This window comes from Arthrobacter sp. K410C, from assembly GCF_059090105.1.
Genome location: NZ_JBNHFJ010000003.1, coordinates 225,152 through 249,190, shown reverse-complemented (window position 1 = coordinate 249,190; position 24,039 = coordinate 225,152). Strand labels below are relative to the sequence as shown.

The following is a 24,039-nucleotide window of genomic DNA, read 5'->3' as shown; positions in this document are numbered from 1 at the left end:
CCCAAAATTCACGAATCCAGGAATACCCCTATGGACAGTTCAGGTTTCATTGCACTCTTCCTCGCCGGAAAGGACGGCACGGCCCAGAGCGCCCTGCCGCACGCGCCGCGGCAGCGCCGGACGCCCAAACCTTGAGTTGTCACGCTGGGAAGTTACCCGCGGTCACGCCGCCAGTGCACTCCACCGCCTTGCGTGGGCCATCGAGCCGGACACGGACCGCATCTCCTGACCGGACCGCCGTCGAGCAGGACCTCGGCCTGTCATCCGGCTCGGTTAGAGCCGGAGCTCCATGAACACGCTGTTGGGATCCAGCGAGTAGTCCGCAAACGGCGGGCATTCGGTGAAGCCGTGCCGGGCATACAGGCGCCGGGCGGGCGCGAAGTAGTCCTCGGTTCCGGTCTCGAGGCAGACGCGTTCAAGGTTCCGCGCGCGGGCGTCGTCGAGGATGTGCCGGAGCATCAGGGTGGCAACGCCCCGTCCGCGTGCGCCCGCCGCGGTGCGCATGGACTTGATCTCGCCGTACTGGGCCGCGCCAGGCGCCAGTCCCAGGAGCTTGAGGGCGCCACACCCCAGCAGCGCTGCGTTCTCGCGGGCGGTCCAGAACGTGATGGAGGGTGCGGACAACGCGGAGTGGTCCAGTGCGTGGACGCTCTCTGCCGGCGAGGTGGCTAACATATCCGCCAGGTGCTCGCTCAGGAGCTGGCGGACGTCAGCGCGTGCGGGATCGTCCCGGTCAATCGAAATCATCGTCTCCAATGTACCGGCAGCGGCCCGGGCAGCTACCCCGCGCTCTTGTCGATCACGCAGAAGCGGTTCCCGTCGGGGTCTTCGAGGACAAGGAAGTCCGGGTCCTCCGGGTACAGGTCCCAGTCCACCCGCCGGGCTCCGAGTGAGACCAGCCGCTCCACCTCCGCCACCTGGTCATCCGCGTACAGGTCCAGGTGGACGCGCGGGTGCTCCTGGACCGGCGTCTCGCTGCGCATCAGCGAGAGCTGGGCTCCCGGGCCCGACGCCGGAACAAGGGTTACCCAGGTGTCGTCACCGGGTTCGCGGGGGACATAGCCGAGGGCAGCGTGCCAGAAGTCGGTGGCGCGGGCGACGTCATTGACGCCGAGGACAAGGGTGCCGATGGTCAACATTTGCCCAGCCTAAACCGGCCGGGCAGAACCTGTCTGCGGGCATTGTGGGAGCGGCGCGCCGGGAGCACCATGGTCATATGGACGCCCAAACACCCGGAACCGTAGAGCTGAACCTGCCCCAGGCCTTCCTCCTGCTGGCCACGAACGATCAAGACGGAAAACTCGAAGTGCCGGTGTTCGCGCTGCGGACCACCCTGGCCGGGGCGATCCTCGCAGAGCTGGACATGATCGGCGCTATCCGCCTGCAGGGAAAGCACGTCCGGGCCACGGGCACCACCCCCGCCACGGATTTCCAGCACGAACTGGACCTCATTCGCCGTAAATCAAGGCCGCACACGCCCAAGGCCTGGGTTTCCATGTTGGAGGGCCGGGCGGAAGTGCAGCGGGTCTACGAGGGAATGGTGTCCCGGGGCATCGTGGAGCATGTGGGGGAGAAGCACCTGGGCGTTTTCCAGACCGTGCGGTATCCGGAGAAGGACCATGCTCCTGAAGCGGCACTCCTGAAAAAGCTCGAAGCCGCATTCAGCGATACGTCGGCACCTCCCCAGGTCCCGGACTCCACGGAAGCAGTCAACGCTGCCTCTGCCGCCGGAGTTCCTGACGCTGCCCCTGCCTCTGCAAAGCCTGCCGCCAAGGCACACGAACCCAGGACCCTGGCCCTGATCGCGCTGCTCGAGGCGGCCGGGCTGCTCCCCAAGCTGTTCCCGGCGGCGGACAGGGTATGGGCGGACGAGCTTGCCAAGGATTATTGGCCGGCCCGCGCTGTGGAGGATGAGCTGCGCATGATCAGGCTCGCTGAGGAAGAAGCCGCAACCCTGTAGCCGTTACGCGCCCCTTCCCTCCAGCGGGATCACCTCCACGCGGGCATCGCCGCCAAGGATCACCAGGACGTGCCGGGCTGTGATGCCCTCGAGGGCTTGTTCCAGCCGGCGCACGCCCTCTCCGGTGGCAGGAAAGGTGCCAGGCCCCGGAGGTGCCGTCCCGCCGTCGTCGGCCCGCCGCCACACCGTAACCCTCGCACCTCCGGTGATCTCGATGAGGGCCTTTTCCATTGCCTCGGAACCGGAACCGGCCACCAGGGTGACCTGGTCGATCATCCGTTTGCGGACGGGACCGGCTGCGGCGAGAAGGGCGCGGTCACGCCGCCACAGCGCGAAGTGGTACCCGGCTACCAGCCCGGCGGCCACCAGGAGCCCGAGCGGTCCGCGGATCCGGTCAACCACGCTGCCGCCCAACACCCCGCCCAGCAGGAACTCGAAGATCCGGTACGCAATCACCAGCAGTGCGATCAGTGCCACCACCGCGCTCACGCCGAAGAACGCGATGAGGTAGATCCGCCTCCCCGGCGGAATCGCATCCGCGCTTGGCGGCTGCTTGTCCGGTTTCCACGCCAGCCACCAGGCCGGGCCACCTACCACCAGGGAACTGATGCCGCCCAGGAGCAGGGTCCGCTCCGTGCCGCCGGCCAGCGGTGATACCGCTGCGGCCAGAAGTGAATTGATGATTACGCCAATCCCGGAGGCTGCCGCGGCCAGGGCAACAGCTGAGGTGACCAGGAGGCTCGCGCGCCGGTTTTCAACGGAACGGTGGACCGCCACCGCCCGGTGGTAGCGCCACACCACCGCCCCGACCAGGCCTGCAGCCAGGGCTGTTGCCAAGGGCTCCAGGATGTCACCGGTCGGATCGGTGGGGTCAAAGGCCAGCCTCAGGAGGACAAACAGCACCACAGCGCTTCCACCCAGCGCGGTAATCCCGGCCGCGAAGATTCCGACGGCGATGGTGCTGACGTCAACGAGCCCTGTCCGAAGCCGGCGTCCGTCCTCGTGAATCCAGTGCCACCACCAGACCGCACCTCCACCGGCCGCCCACACAACAGACCGGAGCACGGCATGCCACCACGGCGCCGCTCCGGTCAGCGAAAGACTGCCGCGGATGGCGGCGTCGAAGAGCCTACCCAACGCGGAAATCGCGGCGATAGTACCGACTACGAGGCCGAAAACCGTTCCGATGGTGGTGCGGATGTCCGCCAGGTGGGCGGCCCCTTTTTCCGGGTGCTGCCACATCCAGCGGTGCCAGACCCAGACGGCGGTCCAGACCAGGCCATTGGCCAACGGGGACGCCCACTGAGCCCGTGACGTGCCGATCCAGGAGGCCGCAAATTCCAACAGCGACGTGGTGGCGATGATCAGCGAGACCGCGTACATCCCGGCCAGGTACAGGCCCCAGCCGGTTGCCGTGCGCTCCGCCTCGTCCAGCCTGCGCCACAGAAACCACCACAGGAGCAGGGCCAGCGGCCCGCCGATCAGGGTGAAGGAAAGTCCGCCGGCGAGCCCCTGCGCATCGGTGGTGGCGAGTACGGACGCGGACTCGAACAGGAGTTCCAGCAGCCCGCTGACGCCGGAGGCTGCAATCGCCACCAGGGCAAACAGGAGGGCGTACTGGATCAGCCGGCGCAGTGTCATCTGGGCGTGGGACAGTGACGAGGTTCCCGGCTGCAGCTGGAGGTTCATGGCCTTGACGCTGTTCCGGTGCAGGAAAGCAGGGTGTACGGGGCCGCGGCGATCTTCCACGCTCCGCCGTCTTTCACGAGCGAGAAGGAGTCCTCTGATTCAAACTCGGACGGGCCGAAGGGGCCGCCGCCGGAAGACTCGACGATGGAGACCGTCACCGTGGCCGAATCCGCCCGTTCGTTGGTGTCCACCAGGACCACCCGGTCGGGACGGGGCATGCCGATGTATTTTCCGTCGCCGCACTGGGCCCGGGCTTCTTCTGTCAGATAGGCGCTGCCCGCTGCGGTGTCCCCGTCGATCACTGCCGCGCTGTACCGCTGGACCACGCCGGCGGGGCTGTTCTCGTCCAGCGGCTTCGGGTCACCCCGCAGGAACACCACGGCCAGCGCAACGGCCACCAGCACGCCAATGACACCGAGCAGAACCGCGAGGATCCGGTTGGGTTTTCCCGCTGCACCATCCATGCCGCAAGTATGGGCTATGGAACGCACATCGGCTGTTGGCTTTCGGGAGCGATTTGGTCACCTTTTCAACACCCGCGGAACGCCTTTGGAAGGCGGGCACGGCAAGCGTACGACGGTGGGAGGCGCCGCCGTCGTACGCCTCCGCCGGGTGTACGCCCGGTTGGGCTGGGTTACCTCCCAGCCGCGGCGCGGGGCAATGCGTCAAGGGACGGCAGCGCCGTCCCGGTAACCGACTGGAGGGCCGTCACTGTGGCGAAGCCTGCTGCCAGCAGTGCCGCATCGCTGTCCGGGTCAGGCGTCTCGGCCGTGTCCGCGATAGCCAGGCGCACGTGCTGCTGGCCGCGTTCGGCAAGCGTGGTCTGCACGATGCCGAACCTTGTCAGCGTGGCCGTGCGGTACTCGGGCAGCTCAGGGCCTGCGCTGTTGGGGACGTTGAGGTTCAGGACGCTGCCCGGGTCCTGGTCCATCAGGAACGGCAGCAGGCCGGTGGCCAGCTGCGCGGCCGTGTCCCAGTGGATCGTGTCGGGGTTGAGGCCGGTGTCCAGGGAGACCGCCAGGCCACGGACATCATTGATGCCGGCTGTGAGCGCAGCCCCCACGGTTCCGGAGTGCAGGATGGCCCGCCCCACATTGGCCCCGCGGTTCACCCCGGACAGGACAATGTCCGGCGGGGGGCCGAAAGCGCCGTGGGTGGCGATCATGGTGATGAACGCCGGGGCGCCGTGGACGGCGAAGGCTTCAACGCCGTCCAGGTCCTCCAGTTGCCGCTCTTCGATGGAAATCTTTCCGTCCTCTTCCACTGCGGTGATCGAGGAACTGCTGCCGCTCGCCTCGGCGGCAGGTGCCGCGACCACCACGCTCAGGCCCGCGCGCACTGCCCCGGCAGCCAGGGCGTGCAGGCCGGGGGAGCCGATGCCGTCGTCGTTGGTGATAAGGACGCGCGTGGGCTGGTTCATGATGTCCTGACCTTTCGTGCCAGCTCGTCGGGGCTCACCTGCTGCGCCGGTTCGTCCCAGCCGCTGTCCTCCAAGGGAACGATCCGGACAAGCTTGGCCACTTCGTGGATGGCTCCCGCCTCGCCCGATCCCAGGCCGTGGCGGGTGACGTTTTGGGCGCCAGCGGCGGTTCCGAGCACAACGGCGTCGTGCAGGTTTCCACCGTCGGCGAGGACGGCGGCCACGCCGGCGGTGAGGGAATCACCGGCACCGCTGGTTTCCACGGTCTCGAACAGTGGAGCGTGGATCTCGCTGACTTCGCCGTCATGGAGGAGGAGCGAGGGCTGGTTGGCGCGGGTGATAATGACAGTTTCGGCGCCCTCGTCGGCCAGCGTGTGCATGGCCTTGATGAGCTGGTCTGTCTCGGCTGCCTCGGCGCGGCCGCTGTCCACCACTTCGGAATCGGACATTTTGATGACTGCCGGTTTGCCGGCCAGGACGCCCTTGAGCCTTTCACCGGCAAGGTCAGCGATAACCGTGCATCCGGCGGTGCGGAGGTCTGCGGTCAGCCTCCGGTACAGATCGGGTGGAACCGAATCCTCGCGGCCGGTGCCGCTAAGGATCACGGTCCCGGCCTCCATCCCTGCCTGCAGCGCCACCCCGTACAGCTCATCCAGCTCATGGCGCGTCAGGCGGTGTCCGGGCGATTCCGCCACGACATCCCGCTCGCCGCCGCGGCGGTCATGCACGTAGGCGCCACTGTTGCCTTCACCGGATACGGCAAGGACCCCGACCCCTTCGTCGTCGATGAGGTGCCGCAAGATACGTCCGGTTTCCCCGGAAAAGACGGCACACATGGTGACGGTGGCGCCGAGCGCCTTCAGCATTCGGGCCTGCCACACGCCCTGGCCGCCGGCATGGACGTGGATGTCGGCGGTGTCCTCGACTTCCTCCACCGTGACGGTGAGGACCGGGGACGGCGCAAAGATCACTACGGAACCCATGCGTCCCCCTGCCCCCTCAGTGCTGCAACTGGAACCGATGCCATGGTTGCCCCTTCCCCGGAGTCCTCCGGTTGTCGTCGGTAAGACACGCCCTTTAATACTAAGCATCCTTAGTAGTTGCCTTGCCAGAGCGTATCGCGGAAGAGGGTACCGGTGCGCCTCCTGAAACAGGATCTCGGTCCGTCATTCTGATGCCCAAGAGCGCTTATGTGGCAACGCGGTTGCATTCCAAGCAACGCATGGGACAGCGCGGGCTGCAAGCCGGGCTGGTGATATCGTCGGAATAACCGAAGAACAACTTTCCTTTGAGCCCTTGACTGTGCCGCACATCACGATCTACCTTTGAGCAACAAGGTTGCAAAGAATGCAACTCCAAATTTTCTTGGTGGTCACATGAGTAACGAATCAACCCCGGCCGGGGCAGAGGTGCTTGCCAACAATGCCAACACCGCTGCCCTGAACCCTGCACCGACGGCGAACAAGGACGTTCGCCGCCGGGTGGTCACGGCCAGCTTCATTGGCAACTTCGTGGAATGGTTTGACTACGCGGTCTACGGCTACCTCGCCGTCACGATCGCGACGGTCTTTTTTCCCGAATCGGATCCCCAGACCGGCCTCCTGCTGACGTTCGCCCTCTTCGCGATTTCATTCCTGGTCCGCCCGCTGGGCGGGTTCGTCTGGGGACACATCGGAGACAAGGTGGGGCGGCGGACAGCCCTCTCGCTGTCCATCCTGATCATGTCCGGAGCAACGTTCTGCATAGCGCTGATCCCCGGCTACGACACGATTGGTATCTGGGCGCCTGTCCTGCTCCTGATCATCAGGGTTGTCCAAGGCTTTTCCGCGTCCGGTGAATACGCCGGGGCGTCAGCCTTCCTGGTGGAGTACGCCCCTGCGGGCAAACGTGGCCTCTACGCTGCGGTGGTACCGGCCAGCACCGCCGCCGGCCTGCTCCTCGGTTCACTGATCGCCGGCCTGCTCACAACCCTATTGTCCGCCGAAGCATTGCACAGCTGGGGCTGGCGGCTTCCGTTCCTCTTGGCAGCCCCGATGGGCCTCATTGGCCGGTATATCCGGAACAAGCTCGAAGACACCCCGGTATTCCGTGAACTGGCCGCCGAGGACCATGCTGACAAGGCGCCCGTGTCCAGCCTGTTCCGGAACCACTGGCGGCAGCTGCTGCAGGCCGTCGGTGCGGTGCTGCTCAACGCCGTCGGCTTCTACGTGATCCTCAGCTACATGCCCACGTACCTGTCCTCGGAGCTGGGCTTGGGCGAAACCGAGTCATTCCTGGCCACAACCATCGCGCTGATCACCTACATCGGCTTCATCTTCCTTACGGGCATGCTCTCGGACCGGTACGGGCGCAAGAAGGTGCTCATCAGCGCGTCCATCGCCTTCATCGTCCTGACCGTCCCTGCCTTCGCGCTGCTGGGGACCGGAAACTTCCTGGTCATCGTCCTGGTTCAGGTCCTCCTCGGCGCCATGCTCACCCTCAACGACGGCACCCTGCCCAGCTTCCTGGCGGAAATGTTCCCAACCCGCGTCCGCTACAGCGGCTTCGCCGTGAGCTTCAACTTGTCCAACGCCCTCTTCGGCGGCACGGCTCCATTCATGGCAACGCTGCTCATTGCGGCCACCGCCAGCGACCTGGCTCCGGCCTGGTACCTCGTAGCTGCCGCCGTCGTCTCCCTGGTGGCCGTGGCTCTCTCCAGGGAAACCGGCAAAGAACCCCTGCGCCACGAATAGCTTCCTTCCAAACCAACACGCATCAAACGCACGATAGAAAGGCAACACCCCATGACCACCACCTTCGACAACGCTTCCTCCATCGCCGAACTCGAGCGCCTCAAGGTCCTCCACAACGGCACCAAGGGCAAGCTCACGTTCTCTGATGCAGAATTCGAGCGCCGCCTGCGCGGCCTCCGCCAGATCATGGCCGCCAAGGACCTGGACGCGGTCATCCTCACCAGCTACCACGGCATCAAGTACTACTCCGATTTCCTGTACACCACGTTCGGCCGCAACTACGCCCTGGTGGTCACCGCCAACGACTCCGTCACGGTCACCGCCAACATCGACGCCGGCATGCCGTGGCGCACCTCGTACGGCGAGAACATCGTGTACACGGACTGGCGCCGCGACAACTTCTACTTCGGCCTGCAGGAGGCCCTGCGCCAGCGCGGCGTCAAGGCGAACCGGCTCGGCGTCGAGGACGACTTCCTGCCGGGCCTGACCCGCGAGAAGATCGCCGCCGCCTTCCCGGGCGCCGAACTCCTGGACGTCTCCCAGGACGCCATGCGCCAGCGCATGTTCAAGTCCGCCGAGGAGATCGAGGTCATCAAGCACGGCGCCCGCATCGGCGACCTCGGCGGCGAGGCCATCCGCGCCGCGATCCGCGAGGGCATCACCGAGTACGAGGTGGCCCTGATCGGCACCGAGGCCATGGTGCACGAGATCGCCAGGACCTTCCCGGACCGGGAAGTCCGCGACACCTGGGTGTGGTTCCAGTCCGGCATCAACACCGACGGCGCCCACAACTGGGCCACCACCCGGAAGCTGCAGCAGGGCGACATCCTGTCCCTGAACTGCTTCCCGATGACCTCCGGCTACTACACGGCCCTGGAGCGCACGCTCTTCCTCGGCCAGCCGGACGAGCGGTCCCTGGAGCTGTGGAACATCAACGTTGAGGTCCACAAGCGCGGCCTGGAACTCATCAAGCCCGGCGCCGTGTGCAAGGACATCGCCGCCGAGCTGAACGAGATCTACATCAGCCACGGCCTGCTGGCCAACCGCACCTTCGGCTACGGACACTCCTTCGGCGTCCTCAGCCACTACTACGGCCGCGAAGCCGGACTCGAGCTCCGCGAGGACATCGACACCGTCCTGGAGCCCGGCATGGTGGTTTCCATGGAACCGATGCTCACGGTCCTGGACGGCCAGCCCGGCGCCGGCGGCTACCGCGAGCACGACATCCTGGTGGTGGGCGAGGACAGCGTGGAGAACATCACCAAGTTCCCGTTCGGCCCCGAGCACAACATCATCGGCGCGTAAGCGCCCAACACCCAGGCGGCGCTGCGGTCCACGCGGCGCCGCTTTCGGCGTCTCCGGCGAAGATAAGGAAAGATGATGCCTACCATGACTCCAGCAGCAGCCAAAGAAACCGACGTCAACGGCACCAACGGAAGTGCGGACACGAAAGGCGCCTCCGTCGTCGTCAATGCCATCGCCGTGCTGCGCACCTTCACCGCCGACGAGCCGCTGCTGGGCGTCACCGAAATCGCCAACCGCGTGGGCATGCACAAGAGTTCCGTCTCCCGGATTTTGGCCACCCTGGAGCAGGAAAACCTGGTGGAACGCGACCCGGAAACCCGCCGCTTCCGCCTGGGCCTTGGGTTGATCGCCGTGGCCGGGCCGCTGCTGGCGGAGATGGAGGAACGCCGCGTGGCCTACCCGGTCCTCCGCCGGCTCACCGAGCAGACCGGCGAAACCAGCGCGCTCATGCTCTGGAACGGCGACGAAGCCATCTGCGTGGAACAAATCGCCAGCCACCACCAGATCAAGCACACCACGCCCCTCGGCGCCCGCTACCGGGACGCCATGAGCGCCTCCGTGCAGGTCTTCCTCTCAACCCTGCCCACCGAACGCGTCCGCGAACTGCTCCGCAGCGGAACCATTACCTTCCCCGGAATGGACGACGCCGGCCTGGCCGCCTACGAGGCCCGGCTAAAGGAAGTTGCGGGCCGTGGTTGGGCGGAAAACTACGGCGAATCCTCCATGGACGAGGTGGGGGTTGCCGCGCCCGCCTTCGACCACCGCGGGGACGTTGTGGCCGTCGTACTCATACCCGCGCCGCGTTTCCGCGTCTCCCGCGAGCGGCTGGAGAACCTGGCCGAGGCCTGCGTCGCTGCGGCTGCGCAGGTGACCACCCGCCTGGGCGGACGCGCCGTCGCCGCCGGTTAGGCCGGTGCCCTAAGGCAGGCCCGCCATCCGCACCGCCAGGTGCAGCGCCGCCAGCCTGCCCGTGCCGCGGGGATCGCCGCCGCACAGCTCGAAGATCCGCTGCAGCCGGTGGTGCATCGACTGCCGTTCCAGGTGCAGTTCCCGCGCCGACTGCGCCGTGTTGCACCCGGAGTCCAGCCACACCTGCAGGGTCTCCAGCAGCTGCGACTGGCGCTGTGCATCATGGTCCAGGATGGCCCGCAGCTGCCGGTTCACGAACGCGTCCCGGACCGATGTGTTGATGCCCTTCAACGCTAGGCTCTCCACGGCGGTGTCCTCGGCATCCAGCACCACCAGCCCATGGGACGGGTGCCGCCTCCGCGCTGACGCGTTCCGGCGCCGGATCTGGCGGACATCCAGGGCGCGGCGTGCTTCCGCCAGCGACCAGGCAGCCTCCGCCACCGTGCCTGCCGGCGGCCCCAGGGCAATCGTGGCATCCTGGTCACCGTCCAGCCCCTGCAGGGACTCCAGGAGCTTGCGCCGTCCGCCGGTGGCATCGGTCCCGACGAGGGCCATCATCACCACGAGCTCCGCGTCGTCCTGGTACGCGGCACTGGGAATCCGGCTGGAGCTCAGGAACGATTCGATGGCGCGGCGGAGTTTCTGCGGCGCCGCCGCGTGAATGGCGGCCACTACGGCAGGGGATTCCGGCGGGAACCCGGCGGCCGGAGCCAGCTGCTCCAGCCGCCAGGCGGGCGCGACCGTCAGGACTGCCCGCATGAGTTCCGCGCCGGCCTGGGCATGCAGCCCGGGTGGGGTGTGCTGCAGGAGTGCCAAACCCAGGATGTCGACGGCGCGGTCACCGGCCACGCGGGCCAGGCCGGCGTCCACGCCGGCCGGGATCTCGATCTCCAGCCGGCCCATCAGCACGCCGCGCACAGGGATATCCACGTTGATTACCGTCCGGGCGGCCGTGTCCGTAAGGTGCTCCGGCCCGCCCGGGCTGCTGCCGTCGTCGTCCTTTTCCTGCCAGCCGGCGGGGACGGCGCTGCCCAGGGCGACGCCCCAGGGCGAGACGAGGCTGACGGCCGAACTGATGATGCCCGCCAGCACGCCCAGGATCTGGTCCAGCGACGCGCCGTGGGCCAACTCGGCAGCCATGGCGCGGGTGGCGGCATCGGCCTGCTGCAGGTGGCCCGCGGATTCGCTCACCAGGATGGAGTTGATGGCCTGCATGATGCCGACGAACGGCACCACTTTCCGCAGCTCCACCACGGCCAGGCCGTGCTCCCGCGCCGCCTCCAGCATGGCCGGCGGGATCTCCGGCAGGACGCCGCCGGTCTCCACCGCCAGCGCGGCGATGCCGCGCTGGGCAAGATCGCGCACGTAGGCGGCGCGTTTCTCCGGCGTTGCGGACGCCAGCGTGATGCCGCCGCACAGGAGCAGCTCGCCGCCGCGCAGCAGGGGAGCGATGTCCAGCACTTCGCTGGAGTGGACCCAGCGGACGGGCAGGTCCGCTGAAAGGCCAGCGGAGTGCACCACGGGATCGGCGGCGGAAAGGACGGGGTGGGCGAGGATTTCGCCAAGGGAGACTGACATGACATTCCGTACGGTACTAGAGGCATCTGTTAGACACATCGTATCTTGTTGCTTGTGATGGGGGCCACATAGCCTTGAGGTACTCATTCACCTCATGGAGGCTCCCATGCAAGAAAAGCTTTCTTCAGCAGCGCAAAGACGCGCTGCTGCCGCAGGAACCCAGAGCACGCAAGGCCACTCCGAAGACCACGAGGCCTGGCTCCAGCCCATCCCCGAGTCCGCGCGCACCCGCAAGGTCTCCGGCCAGTTCTGGATCTGGGCGGGCGCCAACCTGGCACCCATTAACTGGGTGCTCGGCGCCCTCGGAATCCACCTGGGACTGGGGTTCGCGGACACCGTGACTGTCCTGGTGCTCGGCAACCTGATCGGCATGCTCCTGTTCGGCTGCTTCGTCCTCCTGGGCCAGAAGACCGGCGCCACCGGCATGGTCCTGGCCCGCGCAGCCTTCGGCCGGAGGGGCAACTATCTTCCCGCCGCCATCCAGGCCCTGCTGGTCATCGGCTGGTGCGCCGTCAACACCTGGATCATCCTGGACCTGGTGATGGCCCTCTTCGGCACCCTCGGCTGGGTGGACCCGAACGCGCAGAACTACGCCTGGAAGATCGCGGTTGCCACCGGCATCATGGCGGCCCAGGTGGCCATCGCCTGGTTCGGCTACAAGGCCATCGCCGCCTTCGAAAAGTGGACCGTCCCACCCACCATCGTTATCCTGGCCGTCATGTCCGCCGTGGCCTGGTTCGGCATGGAGATCGACTGGGGCTACGCCGGGCCTGCCGGCAACATCCTTGAAGGCTCGGAACGAATTGCGGCCATGAGCGCCGTGATGACGGCCATCGGCATCGGCTGGGGCATCACCTGGTTCACCTACGCCGCGGACTACTCCCGCTTTGTCAGCACCGAAGTTCCCAAGAAAAAGGTCTACCTGGCCTCCGTCCTGGGCCAGTTCATCCCGGTGGTCTGGCTGGGCGTCCTGGGCGCCAGCCTGGCAACGAACAGCGGCGAGGTTGATCCCGGCAAGCTCATTGTGCAGAACTTCGGCGTCCTGGCACTGCCGGTGCTGCTGATGGTGCTCCACGGACCCATCGCCACAAACATCCTGAACATCTACACCTTCTCCGTGGCGACGCAGGCGCTGGACATCTCCATCAGCCGGCGCAAGCTGAACCTGTTCGTCGGCGTCTTCTCGCTCATCGCCGTCGTCTTCTTCATCTTCCAGGAGGACTTCGCAGCGGTCCTGGACGCCTGGCTGATCGGCCTGGTGGCCTGGGTTGCCGCCTGGGGCGGGGTCATGCTGGTGCATTACTTCTGGCTGGACAAGCGCTGGCCGGGTGACCCCGAGCGGCTGTTCGACGGCGTGGGCACCCACCGGCTTCCCGGCGTCAACTGGGCGGGCGTCACCTCCCTCCTGGCCGGCATCTTCGCCACCTGGCTGTTCATGTACGGGCTCATCCCCGTCATGCAGGGCCCCATCGCCGTGGCCCTGGGCGGCTGGGACCTGTCCTGGCTGGCAGGCGGCCTGACCAGCGCCGGCGTCTACGCGGTCCTCGGTCCCCGGGCCCACGTCGGCTACATCGGCCTCAAGAGCCCCGCCGCTTCCAAATCCGAGGGCAGCGGCACCACCGCCGTCCTCCCCGTCCTCTAACTTCCTCCGCTACACCCGGGCGGGCGCGCCTGCTGCGCCCGCCGAAAGGATCCATCGTGAACCAGCCCGCCATCGCGGACCTCCTGCATCCCATGACCTGGCCTGAGGGCTTCAAGGCTGCAGCATCCTTCACCTTCGACGTGGACGCCGAGTCCTGCACCATTGCCCACGACCCCGCCAGCACCCGGCGGATGTCGCTGATGACCCACCAGTCCTACGGGCCCAAGGTGGCGGTGCCGCGGCTCCTGAAGATGCTGGAGCGGCAGGACATCCGGGCAACGTTCTTCATCCCCGGCTTCACCGCCGAGTCCTACCCGGACGTGGTCCGCGCGATCGTGGACGGCGGACACGAGGTGGCACACCACGGTTACCTCCACGAGCCGATGCAGGGGATCGACGCCGCCACGGAGGCCCGCTACCTGGACCGGGGCCTGGAGGCGCTTGCCAAGGTGGCGGGGATCCGTCCGGTGGGGTACCGGGCGCCGTGGTGGGAGCTGAACTGGCACTCGCCCGGGCTGCTGGCGGACCGCGGCTTCCTCTACGATTCCAGCCTGCTCGACGGCGATGCCCCCTACCGCATGGCGGTCGCCGCCGATGATCCCCGGGACATTGTGGAGATCCCCGTGGACTGGGCCCTGGATGACTGGGAGCAGTACGCCTTCTATCCCGGGGTGACCGGCAGCGGCGTGATCGAAAGCCCGGCCAAGGTGCTGGAGATGTGGACGCTCGAGGCCGAGGCGCACCATTCCCAGGGCAGCTGCTTCGTCCTGACCAACCACCCGTTCATCTCCGGCCGGCCGTCCAAAGCCGTGGCGCTGGAGCAGCTGATCGAGCGGGTCAAGGGCATGGAGGGCATGTGGGTGACCACCATGGAGGAGATCGCGCTTCACACCAAGGCAGCCGTTGACGCGGTCCACACGCACGGCCGGATCGACGTGCCCACCTACCCGGGCGCCGGCGCCCGCCTGGAACCCGCGACGGTGCGGGAGGGCGCGCTGAAGTAGGACCGCAGAAAAGGTGGGCGGACGACGGCGGGCATGCACCGCCGTCGTCCGCCTCCTGCGCCTTCCCGCCGCCCCTGCCGGGTGGGACGATGTCACTATGCAAGAGAAAAAGACTGGCGGCCCGAACGACGCAGGCCCGCACCTGCATGCGCATACGGCACCCACCACGGACCAGATACGTACAGTGGGCCAGCGCCGCCGTGAGGCGGAGGAAAAGCTGGAACAGCACCTCCAGGAGGCGCGCCATAAGAATCAGCAGCACGAGGACGAGCCGGAAGGGGACCCCCAGTGAATGACGACGACAACCTGCATGAAAGCTCCCACATCGCCACTCCGGAAACCATCGCGGAGGAGATCAAGGACGAGATCCACCTGGGTCATGTGCAGGACGATGTCAGCCACGTGCTCGAGGAACGCCTGGAGGAGGAGGGCATCGACATGCGCCCCGAAGACGTGGACGAGCTCGCCGAGGAAATCGAACGGGACGCGTCAACCTGAGTACCCCTGCCTAGTATTTAAGGGCGGGCACGAAACGGCAGGGAACAACCTGGGCTAGTGCGCTGGCCGTGTTGGGCGCATGGCTCCGCCAGGAGTCATACCGGTGGTCCAGGTGGCCCGCGCCCCGCAATAGATGGCGATGCGGACGGCGGCGGGAGCCCCGCCGCCGTCCGCATGCCTTGCCGCGCGAAGCGGCGCGCGCCGTGCCCTACTGCCAGAGCCCCAGCGCAAACTCGGCAATCACCGTGGAAAGCAGGAACGATGCCGTGATGGCCACCAGGCCCACGGGGATGATCTTCCAGCCGATGTTCTTCAGCAGCGGGATGTCCTTGCCGAGGGACAGGCCCGCGAGCGTCAGCATCACCGTGGCGATGGACAGGAAGTCAACGGTCTTGACCGCGGCGCTGAGCGGCTCGGCCCCGAAGAACCACGGGCTGGAAATGTACGCACCGATGGTGGTGATAAACACGATGGCCGAGATCTTCCGGGTGGCCTTGGCCAGCGCGATGCTGAGCAGCACCAGGCCAAGCATGACGGCGTACCCGGCCACAATGTCCAGGCTGAAGCCCTTGGCAGCCACCGAGGCCGTGCCGATTCCCAGGATGGTCAGCACTGACAGGGACAGCCACAGGGGAAGCCGGATCGCGGCGGAGGACTCGGCAACGCGCTCGCGGAACCGCCGGTTCTCCTCCGCCTGCGCAGCCTCGCGGTCCAGGTCCGCGGCGGTGCGTTCCGCCGGTGCTCCGGCCGTTACGGCAGCAGCCTGCCGGGCTTCCTGCTTGCGGGTCAGCGCCCGGTAGAACTTGTCCGCCAGCGGCAGGGCGATGTAGATGCCTACGTAAACTCCCAGCACGGTGGTGATCAGGTTGGACACCGCGGCCATGCCCAGGATGGCCTCCTGGTCCGCCGGGTAGGCGGCCACAATGCTCGCCGCCGACGCCGCCATCATGGAACCGGATCCCACGCCGGCGCCCATGGCCAGGGCCAGCGGATCGAAGATCTTCCAGTTGGCCACGAGGGACGTCAGCAGCGTGATGAACACGGCCCCGAAGAGCGTGCCGAACACGTACATGGCCAGCACGCCGCGGTACTGGTCCGAGTCCGGCCCGTACTTTTCCGACACCATGGCGAAGGACGGCTCACGGTCCAGCGAGAAGGTGGCGCCAACCGTCGCCTTGCCCATCCGCAGCAGCACGGCCAGGGGGAGGGCCAGCGCAATGGTGCCCAGCAGGTGGCCCACCTCCTGGAGCAGCAGGGCGGGGCCAGCCTTCAGCAGGGTGGGCAGGCTCGGCCCGATATTGAACGCGAGCCGCGCCACGAGCAGCAGCACTGCGACGCCCACCAGGGCGGCCGCGACGCGCTGCAGGTCAAGGCCCAGCGGCTTGAACTTCTGGACCGAGACCAGCAGGCCCAGGATGAGGCCCCAGACCATGGGGAAGATGATGATGGCGCCGATGCCCAGGTCGATCTTCGCCTGGCCGATGAACTGGACGGCGAGGGCGATCACGAATGCGAGGGCGGCGATCGGGACCGTGAGCTTGGTGCCGGCCTTGTCAATCCTGGCCGCTTTGGTGGTGCTCATGATGTGCCTTCCTGGGTGAAAGAACGACGGCGGTACGCCGCTTGGGTGAAGCGTTCGCGTTGGGTGGGGGTTGAGGCGGCTCCCGCGACCGTCCAGGCCAGCGCGGTGGCTGCCTCGAACATCACGCCGTACGCCTCGGAAGTGTCCGCAAGCGCGGCAAACGCATGCGAATGGATGGGCACGTCCGCACCGGGAATGCTCAGCCAGGGATGCAGTGACGGGATCACCTGGGAAATGTTGCCCATGTCCGTGGATCCGCCGCCCAGGCCGGCCGACGGCGTCGTGTCCTTGCCGAAGGAAGCCATCGCCCCGGTCCAGTGCGCCGCCAGGTCGTCGTCCTGCAGCAGCGGCTCGTAGAGCGGTTCGGTGTCCTCGAAAACCAGCGTGGTTCCGGTGGCCAGCGCCGCGCCCTCGAAGCAGCGGCGGACCCGCTCCAGCAGGGCGTGGAACTCCGGCAGGGTGAAGGCCCGGCACTCAAACTCCACCACGGCCCGCTCGGGGATGATGTTGGTGACGTGCCCGGCTTCGGCAACGTAGCAGGCTATCCGGTGGTCGCCGGGGATCTGTTGCCGGAGCAGGCCGATGGCCACCTGGCTCAGCACGGCGGCGTCGGCCGCGTTCACTGCCTGGTGCGGGGCCGCGGCCGCGTGCGCAGCCTTGCCCGTGAACGTCACCTTGTACCTGCCCACTGCCTGCGCGCTGGTGCCGGCGGGGTTGTACGTGATCCCGTCCTGGACAGGGTGGACCATCAAAGCCAGCCCGACGCCGTCGAACACTCCGCGTTCCAGCATCAGTGCCTTTCCGCCGCCGTGCTCTTCCGCGGGTGTGCCGATGGCCTTCAGCGTGATGCCCAGTTCGTCCACGAATGGCCGCAGCGCCAGGGCGGCGCCTACCGATGCGCCGGCGATCAGGTTGTGCCCGCAGGCGTGCCCGATGTTCGGAAGCGCGTCGTACTCCACGCACAACGCCACGGTGAGCTCACCGGTGCCGGCGCTCGCCGTAAAGGCCGTGGGCAGCCCGCCGGTGCCGCGTTCCACCTCGAAGCCGCCCTCTTCCAGCAGGGCCGCGAGGGCCGCAGACGAGCGGACCTCCTCGAACGAGATTTCCTTGAGGGCGTGGATTTCCCTCGCTACCGCCTGCACCCGCGGTTTCCAGTGTTCGACGCCGTCCGCCAAGGCGCTGCGCAGGGCACCCAGCGCTGGGGTTGTGTCAGTCAGTTCCATAGAAGCGCCTGCCTGTTCTGTTGGGTGGCTTTAGTAGGACAGCGACGGGAACGGGGAACCTGCCGCGCGGGTGGGCACCCAGATGGCCTTGGTCTGGGTGTACTCGTCCAGCACGCCGGGACCGGAGGAGCGGCCGTGGCCGGAATCGGCGAAGCCGCCGAACGGGACCGCCACGTGGATGGTCTTGTACGAGTTGATCCAGAACGTGCCGGCCTTCACCTCGCGGGCCACATGATGGGCACGGGAGACGTCCGAGGTCCACACCGCGCCGGCCAGGCCGAAGTTGGTGTTGTTGGCCCGGGCAATCGCCTCGGCTTCGGTGTCGAACGCGTCGGCGCCCACCACGGGGCCGAACACCTCAGTGGTTTCGAGCCGGTTCGCGGGGGTGACACCGTCCAGCAGGGTGGGCATCACCCAGTGCCCGCCGGCGAGCCCGGACCCGGCCAGTTCCTTCGGCAGAGTGGCCCCGGTAACCCGGCGGCCGCCGTCGCTCATTCCTGCCTGGATGAGCGTGGTGACGGTGGCGAACTGCTGGGCGGTGATGATGGGGCCCACCTCGGTGTCCGCGTGCAGCGGGTCGCCCACCCGCAGCCGGGCTGCCTTGGCGGCCACCATGTCGACGAACTGGGCATGCACGCTCCGTTCCACCAGCAGGCGCGACCCCGCCACGCAGGACTGCCCGGCGCCGGAGAAAATGGCCGAGACGGCGCCGTCGGCCGCCCGGTCCAGGTCGGCGTCGGCGAAGACGATGTTGGCGCTCTTGCCGCCGAGTTCCAGCAGGGCGGGAATCCCTGCCTGCGCGGCGGCCACTGCCACCCGGCGGCCGGTGGGGACGGAGCCGATGAAGCTGACCTTGCCCACCCGCCAGTCCGTGGTCAGGGTGGCGCCCACCGTCTGGCCCAGCCCGGCGGCAACATTGAACACGCCGGGCGGCAGCCCGGCATCGTGCGCGATTTGGGCCAACCGGACGGAGGAGGCCGGAGTGAACTCGCTGGGCTTGATGATGACGGCGTTGCCGGCAGCCAGGGGCGCGGCCGAGTTCCATCCGGCCGTGAACATCGGGGCGTTCCACGGGGTGATGGCAACCACGACGCCCCACGGCACCCGCTCCGTGTAGGTGTGCCAGTTGCCCGGGACGGGAATGGTCTGGCCGGTGAGCTTGTCCGCCCAGCCCGAGTAGTAGCCGAACATTTCGGCCACTTTCACCGCTTCCACCCGGGCATCGCGGATGGGCTTGCCCGTGGTGGCCGATTCGAGGATGGCCAGTTCCTCGGCGTGCTCCTCCACGGCACGGCTGACATCCCGCAGGATGGCCGCCCGCTCAAAGCCGCTCATCGCGCCCCACGTGGCGGCGCCCTCCGTCGCGCTTTCGAGGATGGCTTCGGCACCCTCGGCGCCGGCGTCGGCGAACGTGGCGAAGGCTTCGCCGGTCGCCGCGGCGGTGAGGGTGATGCTTTCGCCGCTGCCGGCCAGGACCCGGCCGTCGACGAACGAGCCGAGGCCGGCGGGGAACGAGGCGTCCAAGACTGCCTTGGCGGTGCCTGCCGAGGACGAGGTTGGGGCTGTGGTGATGGTCAAGGTGGGGGTCCTTAGATGATGTGCGCTTGGGTTCAGGCGGCGGGGGTGGTGCCCGGGGCGCCCGCCGGAGTGACCGCCGGGGCAACGGTGCGGGCGATTTCGGTAAAGTCGGCGCGCGGGCCGAGGATTGCCAGGGCTTCCTGCCACTGGCTGGCGACGGCGGCGAGCAGAGACGGCGTTTCGCCGATCTGTGCGGCGACGTCCACCGCGAGGGCGGCGTCCCGGGCCATCAGGCCCATCGAGAAGCCGGAATCGTGGGTGCCGGTGAGGACCCAGTTGGGGTACATGGCGGCGGAAACCTTGCTGCCGCCGGAGGCTTCGCTGATGCTGGCCGCGGCTTTGGCCGGGTCGATGCCGTAGGCCTTGGCAACACCCAAGGCCTCACCCACGGAAACCAGGTTGGCGGCCGCCAGCACGTTGTTGAGGAGCTTGACCACGTTACCGCTGCCGGGGCCGCCGATGTGGCTGTACTTGCCGCCGGTGAGGGCGAGCAGGACAGGTTCGGCGGCGGCGAGTGCGGCGTCGGTGGCCCCAACGAACGCGCTCAAGGATCCGGTGGCGGCGCCGTCACGGCCGCCCGACACCGGGGCGTCAACGAAGGCCGCTCCCTTTGCCGCGGCGAGTTCTGCCATCTGCTTGCTGGTGGCGGGTTCGGAGGTAGTGGTGTCGATGATGGCTATGGTTCCGGGTGCGGCGAGAAGTTGCGGGACGGTGGTCTCCACGATGCTGGCCGCGGGGAGGGAGAGCACCGCGTAGGGGGTGCCGGCAACGTCACGGAGGTTGGCGGTGGTGGCGATGCCAGCTGCTTCTGCGGCAGCGCGGGCGCCGTCGAAGGGGTCGAACCCGGTGACCTCCCAGCCTGCCTTGTGCAGGGTCGAGGCCATTGCCCCGCCCATGGCGCCGAGGCCGATGACGGCGATCCGACGGCTGTTCGTGTGGTTCATGGGGGTACTCCTGAAAGTCTGGGTAGCGGTGTCAGTCGATATAGATGTCAAGGTCTTTCCACAGCTGCTGCGTTCGCCGGATGGCTGCGCGGCTCCGCTCGGGATGCGCCGCCTCCATCCCGGCGAGCAGGCCGTAGACCAGGGAGTTCGCGGCGGTGACGGACTGGAAGAAGGAAATCCCTTCGGAAGCCACCACCAGGAGGTGGTCAGCCGCCGCTGCCAGCCGGCCGCGGCGCATGTCGCTGATGGCGATGACCGTGGCACCGGCCTGCTTGGCCGCTTCGGCAGCCAGGATGATCTGCTTGACGGAGCGCCACATGTTGATAACCACCAGCACGTCGCCCTTGCCCAGGGTGTTGGTGCTGGACGCCAGGTGCACGCCGCCCCGGTTCTCGAGGGAGATGGGGTAGCCCATGGTGGCGCCGAGGTGGGCCATCACGCTGGCGGGGCCGGCAAAGGAGCCAATTCCGACGACGGTGATGGACGTGGCGGCGGCCATCGCCGCGATGGCCGCCTCGGCGTCGTCCGCGGTATTGGAGTCGAGCGTCAGGCGGAGGTTTTCGATGTCGTGGTTCAGGGCGTCGTGGAGCGGGCTGCGGTGTTCGCCGTGTTCGGTGAGCGTGTCCTCGGTGGAGATCATCACCAGGTACCGCGACCGCAGTTCCCGCTGCAGGTCCGGCCAGCCGCGGTAGCCCAGGTGCTGGGCCGCCCGGACCACGGTGGAGCTGTTGACGTCCGCGCGCTTCGCGATCTCGGCGATGTCCGCGTAGGAGGAGAGCTGGGGATTGCGGGCGATAACTTCCACCACCCGGCTCTGGGATTTGGTCAGCGGGACGTCCGGAAGCGCGTCGCCAAGCCATGCCTGGGAGCTGTCGGTGGAACCGGGAACTCCTGCGTCGGCGTCGGCGGCTTCCACTGCTGCGGCATTCGAGTTCAAGGGACGGAACCTGTTTCCTGTAACGCAGATCACGCTGCAAGTTGAATTGCATTAAATGTACTCTGCAATTCTTCTTGCGGCTAGTGGTTATGGGTTTCAGCCGTCTAAATCCTCGTTGTGGTAAGCGCCCGGCAGCGGGACCATGGACATATGGATGCTCAAACTCCGAAGGCCTGGGACCTGAGCCTTCCCCAGGCATTCCTTCTCTTGGCTACCAACGACACCGACGGCGAGCCCGAGGTGCCGCAGCCCGTCCTCCAGGCCGGTGTGGCGGGGGCGATTTTGGCTGAGCTTGATCTGCTCGGCGCCATTGAGCTGCGGGGCAAACACGTCTGGGCCACCGGCGTCGACGTGGAGTCCGACTACCACGAGCAGCTGGATCTGATCCGCCATAAGGCGCGGCCGCACACGCCCAAGCGCTGGGTGTCCATCCTGGAGAGCCGTGCCGTGGTGCACCGGATCTACGAGGGAATGGCGGTGCGCGGCATCGTGGACCACGTGGGCGAAAAGCACCTTGGCTTGTTTCGCACCACGCGGTACCCGGAGAAGGACCACGCCCCGGAAGCGGCCCTCCTCAAGCAGATCGACGAGGCCCTGCGCGGCGGCGGGGCCGATGCCCGGACTAATGCCCTGACCGCCCTGGCGTCAGTGACGGGACTCCTGGACAGGCTGTTCCCGGACGCCAATCGCAGCCGGGCCAGGGAGCTGGCCGCCGACCATTGGCCCTCGCATGCGGTAGCTGAGGAAATCCGCATGATCAGGGTGGTGGAGGCGGAAGCCGCAAGCTAGGGATGGCCGGGGCTCGCCACAAGGGCAAACAACGGCAGAGGCGGACGGCGGCGGAAAAGTTCCGCGGCCGTCCGCCTCTAAGATTCCTTTGTTATGAGGGGTCCCGTGATTGGGTGGCGAGCCTAATCTTCGTAGGTGTTGGCGATGTAGACGTCGCACGGGGCGTTGTGCGCCACGCTGTTGGCCACGCTGCCCAGGAGCCGGCCGATGCCGCGCATCCTCCGGTTGCCCACCACGATCAGCTTCGCGTCCAGGCGCATGGCTTCCTTGATCAGGGCGTCTGCGGGCTTGCCCCGGGCCGCGGAGTGGGTCACCTGCACGCCGGGACGGGCCCTGGACAGTTCCTGTGCCACGATTTCGGCGCTGTCTGCCTTCGAGATCCGGACCTGGTCGGACCCGGCGCCGAACGTCTCAGCCTTGTCGACATCAAAGGCGGTCACCACGTGCAGCGAGGCTCTCAGCGATTCGGCCAGATCCAGGGCCATTTCCGCTGCTTTCCTCGCGGACGCGCTGGCATCCACCCCTACAACCACTACTCCACTCATGATGTTGCCCCTTTGCTCGTTGGTGTTCCTGGCGTCCTTCCCCGTGCCCGACCTTACTAGAGGACACACTGCAATCAACGGACCACGGAGGCCTGGCCTGCCCCCTGCAGGTTAGTCAGGGCCCTCCGCTTGGTTCAAATAAGGGCGCAATTTTGCGTTGCCGGCTGGAGGATGCACCTGCAGCGCGCCATGGAGTCCCGGGGAGCGGGGGTGCCGTTGATCGGTAGAGATGCCCGGTGGGTGTCCGGGTTTGGACTGTGTGCCGGAGGCCCGGTGTCAGTAGCGGTTTTGCTGTCCAGCCTAGGGCTTCTTTGGTGTGGTTGCAGGCTTCGCAGAGCCCTTGGCCATTCTTCGCGGTGGTGGTTCCGCCGTTGTGCCAAGCGGTGATGTGGTCGTGGTGGCGGATGGGCGCGTCGCAGTACGGTGTGCGGCAGGTGTCATCCCGGACCTGGAGGAAGCGTTTGAGCCCTGCCGGGAAGAGCCTGGCCCGTAAGTCCATCGCGACCAGTTCTCCCGCTCCGGGTGCGGTGAAAAGCCGACGGACCCAGAGGGCCAGGTCTTGCCTGTCATGCGCTCCGGTGCCGGTGCCGGTGCTGGTGCTGGTTTCGGTGTCGGCTGCAGCCGCGTTCGCCCTGCCAGCTTTCCTTGCGTCGAGGAGGAGGGTGCGGGCGGTTTCGGCGGGGATGATGCCGTAGCCGGGGATCCTGGCCGGGGCGCTGTCGCCCTGGAACAGGGCCCGGTCGGTCATGACGACCTGGAGCTCGATGCCGGTGATCCCGCCCCGGGTGCCGGTGACCCGTTCAACCAGGGTGTCAGCCATGACCTGCCCGCGGGTCCGTGCCTCCCCCGCCGACCGGGCAGCATCGGCGTCCCGGGCCAGCGCGGCGTAGGCGGCCACGCCCTGGGCGACGGGCAGAAGCGCGGTCAGGTACGTCATGGTGTCCGGAGCCGGCCGCAACGACACTGTCCGCTCCGTCACAGCATGGGCTGCTCGCTTCGCAACAGAACGCGGGTCACGCCGGTAGGCCGCGGTGCGGACGGCGTTAGTGATGGCGCGGTCCCCGGCCCCGTCGAAAGTGCCGGTATCGGCGGCGAGTTCCTCATCGACCGCTGCCCGGTCCTCGGTGGTCAGGCAGGCTGTCTCTTTCACCACCAGGGTGGTCCGCCACTCGTTCAGCTGCCCGGACCTGAACGCCGTGAACGTCCGCGGCATCCCCGTGAGCGCCTTCGCCATCCCAAGAAGTCGTCCGCCCCGGGCGGGGGATTCCCGGCGTGCCAACGCAATCTGGGCAGCAACACCCGTGCCCCGCTCCTCGGCGGGGACACCGGCCGCGGCCTGCTCCCGCCGCTGGTACACATCAAAGGCAACAGCGATCTCGGCCTGCCGGGCGGCGGCCAGGGACTTCAGATCCTCCAACTGACGCAACTGCCCGATCATCCCCGCACCATCAGAGGCGACAGGCACAGCAGCCAGGATCGCCAGGGCATCGGCGATCGCGGCGACACCACAATGCCCCGCCACCGTACCGTTCTTCGGCCCTGCCGCTGCCCCAACCGCCTCCATGAATAGAGTCTTCCAGCGACGCCTGACGATCCGGTTCAGGCAAGAACGCTATGTGGAAAACCGCGGTCAACGGGATTAGAGGAGCTCCACGCTACAACCGATGCCGCGAAATCAGCAGCCCCAAACACCAAGGTGGGTTT

23 protein-coding genes are annotated in these 24,039 nt (G+C 67.3%); 9 read left to right on the top strand and 14 right to left on the bottom strand.

All coding sequences use genetic code 11. The features are described from left to right. Positions 1–273: 273 nt before the first annotated feature. Together AC5RU7_RS07950 and AC5RU7_RS07945 are read right to left on the bottom strand one after the other, a co-directional pair. Positions 274–747, bottom strand: a complete 474-nt coding sequence (locus AC5RU7_RS07950) for a GNAT family N-acetyltransferase (protein ID WP_494009549.1) — start codon at positions 745–747, stop codon at positions 274–276. Between the two features lie 32 nt (positions 748–779). After that, positions 780–1,139 carry a VOC family protein gene (locus tag AC5RU7_RS07945; protein ID WP_494051809.1) on the bottom strand — a complete coding sequence of 120 codons (360 nt, stop codon included), beginning with the start codon at positions 1,137–1,139 and terminating at the stop codon, positions 780–782. Positions 1,140–1,216: 77 nt separating this feature from the next. On the opposite strand from AC5RU7_RS07945, the gene AC5RU7_RS07940 reads away from it, so the two are divergent. Beyond that, positions 1,217–1,960 (top strand): GOLPH3/VPS74 family protein, encoded by a 744-nt coding sequence (locus AC5RU7_RS07940; protein ID WP_494009547.1) that lies wholly within the window; start codon positions 1,217–1,219, stop codon positions 1,958–1,960. Positions 1,961–1,963: 3 nt separating this feature from the next. Here the strand turns inward: AC5RU7_RS07940 and AC5RU7_RS07935 are convergent, their stop codons facing one another. The 4 genes from AC5RU7_RS07935 to AC5RU7_RS07920 all read right to left on the bottom strand — a co-directional run bounded on the left by AC5RU7_RS07935 (position 1,964) and on the right by AC5RU7_RS07920 (position 6,052). Next, a complete protein-coding gene (locus AC5RU7_RS07935; RefSeq protein WP_494051808.1) occupies positions 1,964–3,649 on the bottom strand; it encodes a DUF5671 domain-containing protein in 1,686 nt (561 codons plus the stop codon). Next, positions 3,646–4,113 (bottom strand): LpqB family beta-propeller domain-containing protein, encoded by a 468-nt coding sequence (locus AC5RU7_RS07930; RefSeq protein WP_494051807.1) that lies wholly within the window; start codon positions 4,111–4,113, stop codon positions 3,646–3,648. Before AC5RU7_RS07930 ends, AC5RU7_RS07935 begins: the two co-directional genes overlap by 4 nt. 170 nt (positions 4,114–4,283) lie before the next feature. Beyond that, the gene (surE, locus tag AC5RU7_RS07925) at positions 4,284–5,069 is read right to left on the bottom strand and encodes a 5'/3'-nucleotidase SurE (protein WP_494009544.1); all 786 of its coding nucleotides are present in this window, start codon (positions 5,067–5,069) and stop codon (positions 4,284–4,286) included. Next, the gene (locus AC5RU7_RS07920) at positions 5,066–6,052 is read right to left on the bottom strand and encodes a PfkB family carbohydrate kinase (RefSeq protein WP_494051806.1); all 987 of its coding nucleotides are present in this window, start codon (positions 6,050–6,052) and stop codon (positions 5,066–5,068) included. The genes surE and AC5RU7_RS07920 overlap by 4 nt, the downstream gene beginning before the upstream one ends. A 393-nt stretch (positions 6,053–6,445) precedes the next feature. Here AC5RU7_RS07920 and AC5RU7_RS07915 point away from each other — a divergent pair, with 393 nt between their 5' ends. The 3 genes from AC5RU7_RS07915 (at position 6,446) to AC5RU7_RS07905 (ending at position 10,015) form a co-directional block, all read left to right on the top strand. Continuing rightward, entirely contained in the window at positions 6,446–7,801 is a 1,356-nt protein-coding gene (locus tag AC5RU7_RS07915; RefSeq protein ID WP_494009542.1) for an MFS transporter, read from the top strand. Between the two features lie 51 nt (positions 7,802–7,852). Continuing rightward, complete coding sequence (locus tag AC5RU7_RS07910) at positions 7,853–9,106, top strand: M24 family metallopeptidase (RefSeq protein WP_494009541.1); 1,254 nt, start codon at positions 7,853–7,855, stop codon at positions 9,104–9,106. A 72-nt stretch (positions 9,107–9,178) separates the two neighbouring features. Beyond that, a complete protein-coding gene (locus tag AC5RU7_RS07905; protein WP_494051805.1) occupies positions 9,179–10,015 on the top strand; it encodes an IclR family transcriptional regulator in 837 nt (278 codons plus the stop codon). Positions 10,016–10,024: 9 nt separating this feature from the next. Here AC5RU7_RS07905 and AC5RU7_RS07900 read toward each other — a convergent pair whose 3' ends face one another. After that, a complete protein-coding gene (locus AC5RU7_RS07900; protein ID WP_494051804.1) occupies positions 10,025–11,593 on the bottom strand; it encodes a PucR family transcriptional regulator in 1,569 nt (522 codons plus the stop codon). Between the two features lie 106 nt (positions 11,594–11,699). Here AC5RU7_RS07900 and AC5RU7_RS07895 point away from each other — a divergent pair, with 106 nt between their 5' ends. The 4 genes from AC5RU7_RS07895 to AC5RU7_RS07880 all read left to right on the top strand — a co-directional run bounded on the left by AC5RU7_RS07895 (position 11,700) and on the right by AC5RU7_RS07880 (position 14,737). Next, positions 11,700–13,235: a purine-cytosine permease family protein gene (locus AC5RU7_RS07895; protein WP_494051803.1), complete on the top strand. Its 1,536-nt coding sequence runs from the start codon at positions 11,700–11,702 to the stop codon at positions 13,233–13,235. A gap of 56 nt (positions 13,236–13,291) precedes the next feature. Beyond that, complete coding sequence (locus tag AC5RU7_RS07890) at positions 13,292–14,239, top strand: polysaccharide deacetylase family protein (protein WP_494051802.1); 948 nt, start codon at positions 13,292–13,294, stop codon at positions 14,237–14,239. 97 nt (positions 14,240–14,336) lie between these two features. Continuing rightward, positions 14,337–14,531, top strand: a complete 195-nt coding sequence (locus tag AC5RU7_RS07885) for a hypothetical protein (RefSeq protein ID WP_494051801.1) — start codon at positions 14,337–14,339, stop codon at positions 14,529–14,531. Further along, a complete protein-coding gene (locus tag AC5RU7_RS07880) occupies positions 14,528–14,737 on the top strand; it encodes a hypothetical protein (RefSeq protein WP_494051800.1) in 210 nt (69 codons plus the stop codon). The genes AC5RU7_RS07885 and AC5RU7_RS07880 overlap by 4 nt, the downstream gene beginning before the upstream one ends. Before the next feature lie 208 nt (positions 14,738–14,945). Here AC5RU7_RS07880 and AC5RU7_RS07875 read toward each other — a convergent pair whose 3' ends face one another. The 5 genes from AC5RU7_RS07875 to AC5RU7_RS07855 are packed head-to-tail and all read right to left on the bottom strand — an operon-like array spanning position 14,946 to position 21,001. After that, on the bottom strand, positions 14,946–16,319 hold the full coding sequence (locus AC5RU7_RS07875) for a DUF3100 domain-containing protein (protein ID WP_494051799.1): 1,374 nt from the start codon (positions 16,317–16,319) through the stop codon (positions 14,946–14,948). Then, positions 16,316–17,542, bottom strand: coding sequence for an amidohydrolase (locus AC5RU7_RS07870; RefSeq protein ID WP_494051798.1), 1,227 nt, complete (start codon positions 17,540–17,542; stop codon positions 16,316–16,318). The genes AC5RU7_RS07875 and AC5RU7_RS07870 overlap by 4 nt, the downstream gene beginning before the upstream one ends. Before the next feature lie 30 nt (positions 17,543–17,572). Next, complete coding sequence (locus AC5RU7_RS07865; protein ID WP_494051797.1) at positions 17,573–19,120, bottom strand: aldehyde dehydrogenase family protein; 1,548 nt, start codon at positions 19,118–19,120, stop codon at positions 17,573–17,575. A 32-nt stretch (positions 19,121–19,152) separates the two neighbouring features. Then, the gene (locus tag AC5RU7_RS07860; protein ID WP_494051796.1) at positions 19,153–20,064 is read right to left on the bottom strand and encodes an NAD(P)-dependent oxidoreductase; all 912 of its coding nucleotides are present in this window, start codon (positions 20,062–20,064) and stop codon (positions 19,153–19,155) included. A gap of 31 nt (positions 20,065–20,095) precedes the next feature. Continuing rightward, entirely contained in the window at positions 20,096–21,001 is a 906-nt protein-coding gene (locus AC5RU7_RS07855) for a MurR/RpiR family transcriptional regulator (RefSeq protein WP_494051795.1), read from the bottom strand. Between the two features lie 150 nt (positions 21,002–21,151). Here AC5RU7_RS07855 and AC5RU7_RS07850 point away from each other — a divergent pair, with 150 nt between their 5' ends. Further along, on the top strand, positions 21,152–21,790 hold the full coding sequence (locus tag AC5RU7_RS07850; protein WP_494051794.1) for a GOLPH3/VPS74 family protein: 639 nt from the start codon (positions 21,152–21,154) through the stop codon (positions 21,788–21,790). Between the two features lie 122 nt (positions 21,791–21,912). Here AC5RU7_RS07850 and AC5RU7_RS07845 read toward each other — a convergent pair whose 3' ends face one another. Further along, positions 21,913–22,335: a universal stress protein gene (locus tag AC5RU7_RS07845; RefSeq protein WP_494051793.1), complete on the bottom strand. Its 423-nt coding sequence runs from the start codon at positions 22,333–22,335 to the stop codon at positions 21,913–21,915. Positions 22,336–22,450: 115 nt separating this feature from the next. Next, positions 22,451–23,899, bottom strand: a complete 1,449-nt coding sequence (locus tag AC5RU7_RS07840; protein ID WP_494051792.1) for an HNH endonuclease — start codon at positions 23,897–23,899, stop codon at positions 22,451–22,453. Positions 23,900–24,039 lie beyond the last annotated feature (140 nt).